The organism is Pseudomonas moorei, from assembly GCF_008801475.1.
Classification (GTDB): domain Bacteria; phylum Pseudomonadota; class Gammaproteobacteria; order Pseudomonadales; family Pseudomonadaceae; genus Aquipseudomonas; species Aquipseudomonas moorei.
Genome location: NZ_VZPP01000007.1, coordinates 192,777 through 206,220, shown reverse-complemented (window position 1 = coordinate 206,220; position 13,444 = coordinate 192,777). Strand labels below are relative to the sequence as shown.

12 protein-coding genes are annotated in these 13,444 nt (G+C 60.6%); 3 read left to right on the top strand and 9 right to left on the bottom strand.

The window, feature by feature from the left end:
• Nucleotides 1–25: 25 nt before the first annotated feature.
• Complete coding sequence (locus F7R06_RS15435; RefSeq protein ID WP_090320141.1) at nt 26–1,075, bottom strand: hypothetical protein; 1,050 nt, start codon at nt 1,073–1,075, stop codon at nt 26–28.
• Nucleotides 1,076–1,404: 329 nt separating this feature from the next.
• Here F7R06_RS15435 and F7R06_RS15430 point away from each other — a divergent pair, with 329 nt between their 5' ends.
• The gene (locus F7R06_RS15430; RefSeq protein WP_090320138.1) at nt 1,405–1,665 is read left to right on the top strand and encodes a hypothetical protein; all 261 of its coding nucleotides are present in this window, start codon (nt 1,405–1,407) and stop codon (nt 1,663–1,665) included.
• A 58-nt stretch (nt 1,666–1,723) separates the two neighbouring features.
• Here F7R06_RS15430 and F7R06_RS15425 read toward each other — a convergent pair whose 3' ends face one another.
• The 5 genes from F7R06_RS15425 to F7R06_RS15405 form a co-directional block, all read right to left on the bottom strand.
• Nucleotides 1,724–2,839, bottom strand: coding sequence for an HlyD family secretion protein (locus F7R06_RS15425; RefSeq protein WP_090320135.1), 1,116 nt, complete (start codon nt 2,837–2,839; stop codon nt 1,724–1,726).
• A gap of 6 nt (nt 2,840–2,845) precedes the next feature.
• Complete coding sequence (locus F7R06_RS15420; RefSeq protein ID WP_090320131.1) at nt 2,846–3,676, bottom strand: hypothetical protein; 831 nt, start codon at nt 3,674–3,676, stop codon at nt 2,846–2,848.
• 1 nt (nt 3,677) lies between these two features.
• Nucleotides 3,678–5,006, bottom strand: a complete 1,329-nt coding sequence (locus tag F7R06_RS15415; RefSeq protein ID WP_090320128.1) for a glycosyltransferase family 2 protein — start codon at nt 5,004–5,006, stop codon at nt 3,678–3,680.
• 5 nt (nt 5,007–5,011) lie between these two features.
• On the bottom strand, nt 5,012–6,358 hold the full coding sequence (locus F7R06_RS15410) for a TackOD1 domain-containing metal-binding protein (RefSeq protein ID WP_483826458.1): 1,347 nt from the start codon (nt 6,356–6,358) through the stop codon (nt 5,012–5,014).
• A gap of 554 nt (nt 6,359–6,912) precedes the next feature.
• Nucleotides 6,913–7,803: a LysR family transcriptional regulator gene (locus F7R06_RS15405; protein ID WP_090320122.1), complete on the bottom strand. Its 891-nt coding sequence runs from the start codon at nt 7,801–7,803 to the stop codon at nt 6,913–6,915.
• A gap of 133 nt (nt 7,804–7,936) precedes the next feature.
• Between F7R06_RS15405 and F7R06_RS15400 the strand changes: the two genes are divergently transcribed.
• The gene (locus F7R06_RS15400; protein ID WP_090320119.1) at nt 7,937–9,355 is read left to right on the top strand and encodes an MFS transporter; all 1,419 of its coding nucleotides are present in this window, start codon (nt 7,937–7,939) and stop codon (nt 9,353–9,355) included.
• Nucleotides 9,356–9,379: 24 nt separating this feature from the next.
• On the opposite strand, the gene F7R06_RS15395 is transcribed toward F7R06_RS15400, so the two are convergent.
• Nucleotides 9,380–9,826, bottom strand: coding sequence for a cupin domain-containing protein (locus tag F7R06_RS15395; protein ID WP_090320115.1), 447 nt, complete (start codon nt 9,824–9,826; stop codon nt 9,380–9,382).
• A 256-nt stretch (nt 9,827–10,082) separates the two neighbouring features.
• The gene (locus F7R06_RS15390) at nt 10,083–10,514 is read right to left on the bottom strand and encodes a KGG domain-containing protein (protein ID WP_090320112.1); all 432 of its coding nucleotides are present in this window, start codon (nt 10,512–10,514) and stop codon (nt 10,083–10,085) included.
• Nucleotides 10,515–10,782: 268 nt separating this feature from the next.
• Here F7R06_RS15390 and F7R06_RS15385 point away from each other — a divergent pair, with 268 nt between their 5' ends.
• A complete protein-coding gene (locus tag F7R06_RS15385; RefSeq protein ID WP_090320110.1) occupies nt 10,783–11,340 on the top strand; it encodes an ATP-dependent Clp protease proteolytic subunit in 558 nt (185 codons plus the stop codon).
• A 47-nt stretch (nt 11,341–11,387) separates the two neighbouring features.
• Here the strand turns inward: F7R06_RS15385 and F7R06_RS15380 are convergent, their stop codons facing one another.
• Complete coding sequence (locus F7R06_RS15380; protein ID WP_090320106.1) at nt 11,388–13,385, bottom strand: peptidase U32 family protein; 1,998 nt, start codon at nt 13,383–13,385, stop codon at nt 11,388–11,390.
• Nucleotides 13,386–13,444 lie beyond the last annotated feature (59 nt).

Genomic DNA, 13,444 nt, shown 5'->3' with positions numbered 1-13,444 from the left:
TGTTCTCCTTCAGTCATGGGTTGAGCTACTGATTAGTCGAATCAGTCGGGCTCCAATCGACAGTCCCCACGCCTATACCGACCGGCGGTTCAGCACTCTGGGCCAGGCTGCCTTCGATTTGCGCGGCCATGTACAAAGTCCCGGCCATGACACCGGTGTTCGGGTCCTGCACCAGCTTGATCCAGGCTTTGTCGAAGGTGTTGCCCAGGCTGCTGCGAATCAACGCTTCGCTGTCCGGCCGGTCAGCGGCCTGAATCAATGCGCGAACCCCCGCCACCCCCACGGTAATCAACCCGCCAGCGAGTTTGCCGGCGGCCGCCGCCACCGCACTGGCCGCCCCGCGCGGGGCCATTTCGGCTTCCATCCGTTGGCTTGCGCGCTTGGCCACCGGCGCCATGGCGGTGTCCGTTGAGCCAACGCCTTTAGTGCCGCCGGCCTTGTGGATCTTGTCGACCAACGCGGAGTAGGCCGGCAAGGCGTTCAAATCGGTGTAAACGACCTGATAAAGCGAGGCGTCCCGGGCCGGTGGTGGCCCAAGGGCAATGGCCGGGATTTTCTGGATACGGCCATTGAGTTGCGCCATCGGCACGTCATGGCGCTGGGAAATTTTCTGCAGTTCTTCCTTGAGAATGTCCACGTAGAAGGCCGCCGCCAGGCTGAGAATCGCGTTCGGGTCGATCTCCACCGCCACCGGCGCCAGAACCTTTTCCTGATACTGCTCCAGCAGATAAGCGGCCAGACGCCTTTCCGTGGCGTCCTGCTCGCCCTTGGCGCTGATGGTGTACCAGCTGACCTTCATCGACAGCCATTCCTGGGTCCAGTAGTTGCTGAACCAGGGGATGAAATTCTGCTCGGTCAGCTCGTAGACCCGGGTGCGCCAGTAGTCCATGGCGCCCTGCGCGTAGATTTTTGTCTGTTCGGTCGCCGATTGCGACGCCTGGATGATCTCCCGATCCACTTGTTGCCAGGTGCTGGGAGGTATCACCACTTGCGGCGCTTCCACCGGCGCGCGCGGCGACATGGCGCACCCGGCCAACACCACCAGCACGGCGACGATCAACCAGCGCAGGTTCAAGATCACGGTTCCTAAAGTCGGCTCCGAACGGAATGTTCGGTGTTCAAGAGCCCCTCAATTGAGTATAGGTGGCGGCCATTGTCGGCTGAGCGTGGATCGTGGCCCTCAGAAAGCCCGCAAAAAAAACCGACCATCACTTGCGTCGATATTCACCATCGCCACGAATGCCTTCCGCCCCGCCACCGTCAGCGTAGGATCGATTCCAACCCAACACGAAACCCTGTAGCGGAGGGCCGTACCATGCTGATCCATCTCCTAACCTGTCTGGCCCTGACGGCCTTCACGTTGAGTGTATTGGGCTGGTTCGTCCTCTCCGAGGAGCGCACGTCATGATCAACGAAGTCACCCTGTCCGTGAGCTTCCCGGTGTTCGGCAGCAACTATTACTCGCAACCTTTCGAGTCTCGTAAAGTGTTGACCCTGGTATTCGACAAAAAATTCGAAGCCTTGCTGATTCCGGCCGCCGCCAATCACTTCAACAACGAAGTGGTGGGGCTCAACGATCAGTTCCGGTTCTTGAACGATGTGCTGGCCGAGCATTTGCTGGCGACCGAAGTCGCCGCGACGGCGCGCCGCCATCAGTACATCTGAGGGGCCGACCCAGACGACGCGGCCATCAGGTCGGCGATGATTGATCGCAGGTGATCCTTCAACGGCTTTCCTGGGCGGTCGCCGTTGCCCGACCAATGGCAAAGAGATCCCCCACTTGCTCGATGAGCTCACGGCTGTCGGCGAACATCTGTTGCCAGTCGGTGGGGAACCGCACATTCAACGGCAGTTGATCGATTCGCCATTTCGCCGGCAGCGGGTGATCAAACCGGGCGGCGACCTGCAAACCCATTTCGCTGGCCGTGAATGGTCCTCGCAACACCGTGGGTGTACGCCCGGCACTGTCCACAGCCTGGACAACATGGGCATCCAGCCAGTCCCCATTGGGCATGCGAACGCGCAGCGCCTGGCCAATCGCGGCGTAGCTGATGTTCTGCGGCTCCAGGTAAATCCACAACAACGGGTCTTCCTGTCGCTCGATGCGCATCAGCAAGGTGCCGGCTCCGACGTTTTCACCGGGGTTGACCATGACTTCCGCCACTCGCCCGCCCTGCGGGGCCTTGATCGGCAGCGCGGCCAGGCGCGTCTTCAGCCACTGCTGCTCGGCGTTCTGTTGAATGACATCTCGCTCGACGCTCAACGGCGCCTGATTGGCCAGTTGCTCGCGGCGCTCGAACGCCAACAGATCGGCCCTGAAGCCATCCAGCTCAGACTTGGCCGTCAACACCTCCCCCGGCGAGACGGCACCTCGATCCACCAGGTCCTCCAGCACCTTCACACGCTCCTGCGCCCTCCCTATGCGGGTATTGAGCAACTGTCGCTCGCTGCCGCCCAATTTGGTATTGCGTGCCGGCGTCGTGTTAGTCGGCATGGCCGCCAGTTGCGATAGCCGGGCCCGCCATTCGGGGTTGTCGAGATTGATCAGGGGTTGATTGACGCCGATCTGGTCGCCGGCCTTGACGAACAGTTGCTCGACCCGACCGGTATCCCGTGCGCGCACCTCGATGATCGGCAAGCGCAACTGAGCCGGCGCGTCGATCATCAGCATCCCGTAGGCCAGTTTGCCGCCCAGCCAGATCAACGGGCTGGCGACCAGGAACAGGATCAAATACCAGCGCACGCGAAACGCCGTGCGTTTGCCCGGGGCATAGAGCACGCTCAAACCCTGCTCCTGAGTCGGGCTCAGTTCCTTGCGACTATCAAAACGAATCTTCATGAGGGTTCACCGTTTTGGAAAGTCTCGCCAGGCTTGCCAGTCAATGCCGGCAATCCCGAGAGGTTGCAGTTGTTCACGCCAGGCGCTGCTCTGGTGTTGCAACTGTTCGGTCGAAGCGCCGGCCCAGGACTCCGTGGCGTCCAGTTGCGGCTCCGTGCTTTGTGCCAGGCGAAATTGCAGGTCGGGCCAGCGCCTGGCGATTTGCTCTGCCATTCGCGCGCTGTTGTTAGGATTGCGCGTGTAAATCATCAGGCTGACCTGACGCACGCCCGCATCGGGAAGCGCACAGGGCACGCAGGGGTGTCCGGGTTTGGGATCAGCGAACCAGCGATGGTGGCTGGAAATCTCGACCGGCCATGGGCTCACTGAAGAGGCTGTACGCAAGGTTTCGAGCCAGTCTGTAAGGCGCTGATCCGGGACGGGCATGCCCAGTTGCTCGACCTCCAGGTCCAGGTGCAGGCTGATGAAGGCAAGCCCTTTGAGTTTGTCCAGCAGATCGGTGAGCTGATGGCGTTCCGGCGGCTCGATCCAGCTCGGATCGCCCAGTAACAGGCTGACTTGTACCCCCTTGTCCGCCGCGTCCCGCAGCAGTTGTTCCAGGCGTTGGCGGGTCGCACCCAGGTCTCTGATCTGCGCGGCCTTGAGGCCCAGGTAAATCTTGTCCATTCCGGCGTTGCGCAGTGCCTGGAGTTCAGCCGGCCGCTGCCCGGGATCGAGCAAGGCTTCGCTGTCCCAGACATAACTGGCCTGGGACCATCTTTGCGCTTGCGCCGCCTGAGCCATCAACGGCTGGGCCACCAGCAGGGGCAAGCACAGGGCCAGAAGGATTGATCGCATATCAAAACCTCGTGGCGCGTTTGAGCACCCACCACGGCGCCATCGAGCTTTCTTCATGCCCGCGACGGAACATTTCGTTGAGCATGGCGACCACGCTCCAGCAACGCAGGAGCAACATGAACATCGGGAAAAAAGGCACCAGCAAGCCCAGGGTCATGTCTTGCCGAGGGCGGTCGGACACCATCAACAGCATGGCGCCGAACATCAGCACGGTGATCGTCAGGTACAACAGATAGATCAGCGAAAACAGAAACAGCAGGGTCATGCCCGGCAGGATGAAGATCGCCAGCAAGGTGTAGCTGAAGATGATGAACGGCAGCACCAGCTGGAAAAAGAAGCCGGTCACCAGGATCATCAAGAAGCTTTTCCAGCCTAATAATTTCGGGCTGATGTTGCGGTTGTGCTTTCTGATGTACAGAAAGAACAGGTCGCCGTCCCAACGCAATCGCTGCATCAGGAATTGACTGAGTGTCGCAGGCGCGTCGGTGTGACCGATCGCTTCAGGCTCGAACGGGATTCTCAGGTCATGGCGCTTGAAGTAGCTCTTGATGCGCAGCGTCAGGTCAAGGTCTTCGGCCGTGTGGGTGTTCCAGCCGCCGATTTTCACCAGGAAGCTACGGCGGAAGGCGCCAAAGGCCCCGGACACGTTGTTGACCAGATTCCATTCGGCCAGGCCGATTTTCGACATGTGGATCGACAGCAGGTACTCCAGCGACTGCATCGCCGTGACCCAGGAGCCCCAGACATTGCGTACCCGCAGGCTACCGGCCACCGCGGGCACCATGGGGTCTTCGAAATGCCGCACGATGGCGCTGACCATGTTGTTGTCGAAGGACGTATCGCCATCGAGCGCCATCACGATTTCGCCGCTGGCCAGCGACAGGCCGGCGTTCAATGACGACACCCGTCCGCCCCGCTGCCATTTGGCGATCGGGCGCAAATGGCGCCGGGGGTACAACTGCGGGTCCACGTTGAAGCTGCGCACGGCGGCCAGCGTCGCCTGGTTCACGGTGGCGCCGTCCACCACCGGAATCATCTCGATGTGGCCGCCATACGTCTGCTCGCACAGGCTCAGGAGCGTGGCCTGCACGTCCATGCCTTCGCTGTAGCAGGTGATGATGCACGAGACCCTGGGCTGATAAACGCTGATCTTCGGCACGCGGGAACGCCGACGGGCGAACCAGCGCAGCACGCCCAGCATCACCAGGATCATCATTGGCAATTCAAAAATCAGAAACGATGGAAAGAGCATGTAGAACAACCGGCTCAGACCATCCGCCCCGGCAAGCCCGCCCAGCGCGTTGTAGAGTTGTTCCATCAACGGGTTCATGGGTGTCACACCAACTCGCCGGCCAAACGGGCCAACAGTAATTGACCATCTTCCTGATCAAGAAGGTCGTCCGGCGCCGTGATGCTGACGACACGCAGGGAGAGGTCGCTGACCTCCGGCGCCGAAAACAGCTCGGCAATCCGGCTCAAGCGTTGTTTGACGCATTCCAGACCCTTGCCGTCGGTATGGGGCAGCATGATCCAGAAGAACTCTTCGGTGCTTCGCGAGCAGCGGTCCGTTTCCCGCACGGTTTCCTTCAAACGATCGGCCACGCTATCGATGAAGGCATGACCGCGTTGTTCCCCCAGTTGCGACAAGGTCCCGCTCAGGTTGACGAAGCGCAGACCGATCAGGGAAAAGGTCGGCACCGGATAGCGGCGCACAATCTGGATCTGCCAGCTCAGCAGATCATAGAAATCCTTGCCGCCCAGCAGGTTGAGCCGACCAAAGCCGGGGACCGATCGCTCGCTGAACTCCTGGCGGCAGCGGAACCGTCCGGCTTCGGTCAGGCGGAAATCCCTGACCTCGCGGACACGCAATTTGTCCGGCGTATGCGACAAGCCGCAATCCAGGCAACGCGCCTGCACTTCGGCATCGACAAAAAACGCCTGGCATGAGCGGCAGCGATAGTTTTCCATCGGACGGTCGTAATCGGTACCGATGTGACGCAGCCGGCACAAACAGTTGGGGCACAGCAGCACGCCGTCTTTGAGAAAGGATTCCTGCGGGCCCACATGCCCACAGGTAAAGCAGTGCAAGGAAGGTTGTCGCGAAATGTCCAGGGCCTGACACTCGGCGCACACGTCGATGTAATTGAGCCGGCCCGAACCGCATTCCGAACAGAGGCGAACGCGATCGACCAGCACCCCCTCTTCCAGCCAGCCTTGCTGCACCATCAAGCCCAGCCAGACAAAGGCATTGATCTGCTCGTTGTCAGCCAGCGCTTCCAGCAGCGGGTAGCGGTAATGCTGGGGCACCTCCGGGTCGCGCAACGCATACACATAGGTGTTGCCGCGTAACCACAGCCAGGACAACACCCGGCTTTCAAATCGCTCGGGCGCGGCGCCCTGTTCAAGCAACCTGAAGCGCTCTTGCCAGGCGACCCAAAGCTGCTTGATCTCGCTGGCATCGACCGGGCACGCACCATCACCCAAGGCCTCACACCAGCCATCCTGGTCGCGGCAACAGTAAATGAGGGTGTAGCGATACGGCGGGATAGAGCGCAGCTTTCGCAGCACTTTCCCCGCATAAGCGGCGGGCATGTCCAGAAGTACCACATCAAATGCGCGGGCAGCCAACAGGCTGCCCAAGTCGGAAAAGTGTTCAAGTTCGGGAAGGTTCAAACTTGGCACTCTATTACCGAGTATCGCGATTCGAGGATTTGGAATCGACATGACGCACGTCCTCTACAGAACGACAAGTGCGGTTTATTGAAGTGACCAACACTAGCACCACTGAAGAAAAGCGTTCGATTTATTTTGATTTCTTTCCAGATACACGGCAACAGCACTTCGTCAGCCAATTTCCCCGATTACCCGGCTTCTGCTTAGCAACAACAACAATCATGACTCAGATAATACAAACTAATTTATCGATATCAATCAATAGGTTAGCCAATATATCAGAGCAAATTATTGTATATATCCGCAGTACTAGTAAATCGCCACATTGATAGCGTTGCGCCAGTCACCACACTTGCGAACCCTTCTCTTTAGACATTTATAATTATTGAGCCTGCCGCATACCTCACCCAACAACATAAGTTCAAAGTATTTTTATATGATTTTCTTCGCTCACATAACAAAAGACTTACACATACAAAATCAGTAACAACAGCTTAACACCAGCACTCAATATACTGACTAAGTTGCCACGGATTTAAACTTACTGTTTCTCCAGTTACTTCCTATTCCGAACAAACCACTCGAAGACATTCACGTAACCAGCGATGCACGGGATCGGCATCCATTCGCGGGTGCCAGAGCATGGCCACGGTGAAAGAAGGCAACGACAAAGGAAGCTCGAAACTGTGCATGCCTTGTCGCAGGTCTGCGGTGTGGCGCTCCGGCACGCTGACGATCAAATCGCTGGCCCGTGCGAGCGATAGAGCCGTGGAAAAACCCGCGACGATGGTGGCGACCTGGCGCTCCAGCCCGAGCAATTCAAGGGCATCATCAATCGGCCCCTTGTCCAGGCCGCGCCGGGACACACTGATGTGACTGCCTGCGGCGAAACGTGCGGCACTCATCGGGCCCTGACTCAACGGATGCCCCGAACGCACCACGCCGATCAAGCGGTCACGAAACAGCCCCTGGGTACGCAACTCCGGACCGGCGCCCTTGCCCACCACCCCCGTTTCCAGATCCACCGTGCCGTCACGCAGTGACGTGCTGTCCTTGTCCGGTTTATGCACGAAACGCAGGCGCACACCGGGCGCTTGTCCGGCGATGCGCGCAATCAGCCTGGCGCCAAAATTTTCGACGAAACCTTCGCTGGTGCGCAGCGTGAACGTGCGAACCAATTGCGCGAGGTCCGGTTGCTCGGCCGGACGCAATACCGCTTCAACCTCCTGCACCAATTGACTGACCCGCTCCCGCAACTCCAGTGCCCGAGGCGTGGGCACCAGACCGCGTCCGGCCCTGACCAGCAGCGGATCGCCAGTGGTTTCGCGCAATCGCGCCAGCGCCCGGCTCATCGCCGAAGGGCTCAGGCGCAAGCGCTTGGCGGCGCGGGCCACGCTGCCTTCTGCCAGCAGCACATCTAGGGTGATCAGCAAGTTGAAATCGGCGCTGGACATAGGATGCCTCGTGGCGGGCTTATAGGGCGTTGAACGCACGTATTAAATGCAAAGGGTGCGTCTTCCGCCATGTTAGGCGCAGGCGTAGTTTTGCGATAGCTCCAATCGGGAGTGGCCACGACAGGGGGACCCCATGAATTCCGCAACGGCAATGACAGAGGACGCGCAACGAACCGGATCCGTCAGGTGGGCACTGGCCAGCCTGTCAATGTCGATGCTGCTGTCCGCCCTCGGCACCAGCATCGCCAACGTGGGCTTGCCGACGCTGGCTGAGGTGTTCGAGGCTTCCTTCCAGCAGGTGCAGTGGGTCGTCCTCGCGTATCTGCTGGCCATCACCACGCTGATCGTCAGTGTCGGACGGCTCGGCGACCTGGTCGGGCGGCGGCGCCTGCTCTTGAGCGGGATCGGTCTGTTCACCCTGGCTTCGGCTTTGTGCGGCCTGGCACCGACCCTCGGCCTGCTGATCGGCGCGAGGGCCGTGCAAGGCCTCGGCGCAGCGATCATGATGGCCCTGACCCTGGCCTTCGTCAGCGAGACGGTGCCAAAGGAGAAAACCGGCAGCGCCATGGGCTTGCTCGGGACGATGTCAGCGATTGGCACCGCGATGGGGCCTTCTCTCGGTGGGCTGTTGATCGGCGGATTCGGCTGGCGGGCGATGTTCCTGATGATGCTGCCGTTGGGTCTGGTGACGCTGCTGCTTGCTTGTCGCCATTTGCCGGCCGATCAGCGCAAAGCGAACACCGTACGCAGCGGTTTCGACCCGCTCGGCAGCCTGCTGTTGGCCGTGACCCTGGGCGCTTATGCATTGGCCATGACCCTTGGTCGCGGCCACTTTGGTCCGTTGAACATCGCCTTGTTGCTGGCGGCGTGCGTGGGCGTCGGCCTGTTCATTCGGGTGCAGGCACGCGTCGCGGCGCCGCTGATTCGACTGGCGATGTTCCGCGATCCGCAGTTGAGCGCCAGCCTGGCCATGAGCCTGCTGGTGACGACGGTGATGATGGCAACGCTGGTGGTCGGGCCCTTCTATCTGTCGCGGGCGCTCGGGCTGGATGCGGTCGGGGTCGGGTTGGTGTTGTCCGTCGGGCCGCTGGTGGCGGCACTGTCCGGCGTGCCCGCCGGGCGCATGGCCGACCGCTTCGGGGCGCGGCGCATGACCCTGGCCGGGCTCATCGCCATTGCGCTGGGCTGTTTCACCTTGTCAATGCTGCCAAGAACGTTCGGCATCGGCGGCTACCTCGCGCCCATGGTCATCATCACCCTGGGTTACGCGGTGTTCCAGACTGCCAACAACACCGTTGTCATGAATGATGTGGCGCCGGACCGGCGGGGCGTGGTGTCCGCCTTGCTCAATCTGTCGCGCAATCTCGGCCTGATCACCGGGGCCTCTGTACTGGGCGCGGTGTTTGCCCTGGCATCGAACTCGGTCGACATCAATACCGCGCATCCCGAGGCGGTTGCCCGCGGCATGCGCGTGACGTTCATGGTTGCGTGGGGGCTGATCGGTATCGCTTGCCTGATCGCCCTGGTCAGCCGCCGCCGTGAACACGCCTGAACCGCTGATTCAGGCGGCTGCCGTCTACGGCTGCAACACCACCAGTGGCGTGTCCTTTTTGACGATGTAGGTCGCCAGCTCCGAGCCTTTGCCCTGGCCGATGTTCTTCGCCACATGGGCGATGCCCGCCGGAATGTACAGCGAATCACCGGCCTTGAGCGTGACCGGTGGTTGCCCTTCGAGTTGATATTCAAAGGTGCCGTCAATCACATAGGCGATTTCGACGCCGGGATGGGAATGCTTGGGCGACGTCACGCCGGCATCGAAATCGACCCGGACCTGAATGACTTCACGCCCATCGACATCGAGGTCACGACGGACCAGATCGGTACGCGAGAGCCCGGCCTGCCAGTTTTTCGCCGGGGCCTTGCTCTCCTGCGCCTGAGCGAGGCCGGTAAAGGTGCCGAGTGTCGCGGTGACCAGCGCAACGCCAAGCCAGCCAGCAGCGTAACGGGTGTTGATTCGGGACATAGCCATTCTCCAGTGAGTGCAGGGTAAAAGCGCGGGTGCCGTTGTGGGGCAGCGCCATTAGGCGTTCACCGTGTATCGCGCATGTGTCGCGCTGGGCCCTGTTTTGTATGCGTACGTCACTGTTGCGGCTGAAGATAAGTTGAAATACAAACCGATCGCGCTCGCCTCTTTGCGGATCAGTCCGGCCCGCACGTTGAGCCGAGCAAAAGGATCAAGCCCCGAAGATGATTCGGGGCTTGATGAGGATCACGGGGCATTAAGCTTTACGTCCTCCGCCGCCGCTGCGATCCCCGCCTGTGCGTCCAGCTTGAGAGCCTTTATCCATGTCATCGGCTACGTTGCTACCACGACCGCTTCCCTGCCCGCCGCTGGTCGATCGATTGGCATCGCCTGATTGGCGTCCACCGGAGGCCTGACCGCCTTTCTGTCCTGGTTTGGTCATGTCTTGCTTGTCGTCGGCAAACTCACCGCCACGGTGGGTTCCCTGTCCACCGCCAGACATGCGATCAGCGTCGCGCGATCTTTGGCCGCCCGAAGCCTGGCCACCTTTTTGGCCCATCTCAGATGCTCGCTGTGGATCGTTGGCATGGTTGCCACCGGAAGCCCCTGCGCCTTTCTTGCCCGCATCAGAAGCCTTGTCCCGGTCATTGCCAAAATTGCCGGGGTTGTTGTTTCCTGTATTGGCCATTTCTGTTCACCTCTTGGGTCGTTTGCTTGCGAGCGTGTGCTCGTACAATTCGGAGGGCGCAGAAAATCGAAAGTTTGAACGAAAACCTCCGGCTCGCGACGAGTGGGTTTTGACCGTTAGTTCCATCGAAATGAGGCCCATTCGACTGGCGGACGCAGCCGCGCAAGCGCGCACCGTACGCCGCTTTTTCAAGAGTCGATGGTCAATGTTGACTAGACTGGATAACGCGCTGAACGTCCTCCAGGCTGCGGACTCGGAAGGTCAATCAATGACAGAACACATCGTGCATTTTCACTGCCAGATCGATCAGGCCACGACCGAGCGATTCAGGGATTGTTGCCTCGAGGCCATCGATCTGGGGGCCACTTCGCTGCTGTTGAATCTGTCGACCACCGGCGGCAGTACCAACTTTGGCTTTACCCTCTATACCTTCTTGAAATCATTGCCAGTGCCACTCTGTGCGATCAATGCCGGCAACATCGAATCGATGGGCATCATCATGTTCCTGGCGGCGGGTCTTCGCATTACATCGCCCCACTCGCGATTCTTGATTCACCCGATGAACTGGTACTTCAGCCAGAAATCGGTCGACCACCAACGGCTGCGAGAATACCTGTCGAGTCTCGATAACGACCTTGCACGCTACGTGCAGATTTTCGCACTGGAAACCGCGGAGGCCGCGACCCGGCTGGACATTTTCCACTGCCTGTCGGCGGAGGAAAAAGTCATCGCCGCGCACGAATCACTGGCCTACGGTATTGCCCACGAGATGCGACAGATCGTGTTCGCCGATGACGTCAAACACTGGAAAGTCAGTGGTGGATGAGGCCGGGCAGGCAAACGCGACGCCGTGGCGTCGCGCTCGCCCGTCACTCAGTGAGGTGCGCGAGGGATGGTCTTGAGCAGGTCTTCAGGGCTGATGTGGCCGACCACCGACTGAGCGCTGCCCGGTTGCGGCAGGTCCAGGATGTGGCCCTTCATCTTGCCGATCACGTGCATTTCGCACGGTTTGCAGTCGAACTTCAGCGTCAGCACTTCATCGCCGTGCACCAGCTGCATCGGCGCCACCTTGGTGCGCACGCCGGTCACGCCCTTGGCCTGTTTCGGGCACAGGTTGAAGGAGAACCGCAGGCAGTGCTTGGTGATCATCACCGGCACCTCTCCGGCCTCTTCGTGAGCCTCGTAGGCCGCGTCGATCAGCTTGACGCCGTGACGGTGATAGAAATCACGGGCCTTCTGGTTGTAGACGTTGGCCAGGAACGACAGGTGCGATTCCGGGTACACCGGCGGCGGGTTGGTCTCGGCTTTGCGACCGCCCCGTGGATGTGCGGCGATGCGCGCCACGGTCAGTGCTTCAATCACTTCGCGGCGCAAAGCCTTGAGCTGCGAGTTGGGAATGAACCAGGCCTGGGGAGCGTCGAGCTTGATGTTCGTGGCGTGGTACTCGGTGGTGCCCAACTGGCCCAGCAGATCGTGGAGTTGTTCCAGGGCCTGTTCCGGCTTGTTGGCCACACCGAACGGACCGTCGAGGGCAACGCTGGCGCTGATGCCCTCTTCACTGGTGGCGGTCAGTTCCAGGCGCTCTTCACGCAGGCGCGCGACCCACGAAAGGCCGATCCGGCGCTCGGCGGACGTCTTTTGCAGCGCCTGGGCCCAGTTGTGATCCAGGTTGCGGCTGAGCGGGTGATTGGGGCGCAACTGGTGCAAGCCTTTTGGCATCTCGTTGGGCTCGACGCGGTAGCGATAACGCTTCTCGCCGTCCTCTTCGAACTCGCCCTTGGGCTCGGCGATGTTGGTGCGCCAGCCCACCACTTCACGCTTGACCAGCACATTGAGGCCGTCGCCGTTGGACAGCGGCTCGTGGGTGACCACCAGCAGATCACGCTTGCCGACTTTTTCCACGACGCCTACCGGCAGGCCGGTGAAGGTCGGCGAGTCGAAGGCGCCGATGTCGATCTTGCGTTCGCTGACGAAGTAGTCGGTGCTGCCGCGGTGGAAGGTCTTGTCCGGATCGGGCAGGAAGAAATGCGCGGTACGGCCGCTGGAGGCACGGGCCAGGTCCGGGCGGTCTTCGAGCACAGCATCCAGGCGCTGGCGGTAATAGGCGGTGATGTTCTTCACATAGCCCATGTCCTTGTAGCGCCCTTCGATCTTGAACGAGCGCACGCCGGCTTCGACCAGGGCGCGGATGTTGGCGCTCTGGTTGTTGTCCTTCATCGACAGCAGGTGCTTCTCGTAGGCGATGACCCCGCCCTTTTCGTCTTTCAGGGTGTACGGCAGACGGCAGGCCTGGGAGCAGTCGCCCCGGTTGGCGCTGCGGCCGGTCTGCGCGTGGGAAATGTTGCACTGGCCGGAAAATGCCACGCACAGCGCGCCGTGGATGAAGAACTCGATCGCCGCGTCGGTCTCGTCGGCGATGGCGCGGATTTCCTGCAGGTTCAGCTCACGGGCCAGCACCAGTTGCGAGAAACCGGCCTGATCGAGGAATTTGGCCCGCGCCAGGGTACGGATGTCGGTCTGGGTACTGGCGTGCAGTTCGATCGGCGGGATATCCAGTTCCATCACGCCCAGGTCCTGGACGATCAGTGCGTCGACCCCGGCATCATAGAGTTCGTGGATCAGCTTGCGCGCCGGCTCCAGCTCGTTGTCGTGCAGGATGGTGTTGATGGTGGTGAACACCCGGGCGTGGTAGCGATGGGCAAACTCCACCAGTTGGGCGATATCGCTCACTTCGTTGCAGGCATTGTGGCGGGCGCCGAAGCTTGGGCCGCCCAGGTACACGGCGTCGGCGCCATGCAAAATGGCCTCGCGGGCGATGGCTACGTCGCGGGCGGGGCTGAGCAATTCGAGGTGATGCTTGGGTAGGGACATGTGTTTTTAGTCTGGCCTGTCACGATCAAGGCACGCATTGTAGCGGCGAAACCCTTGAC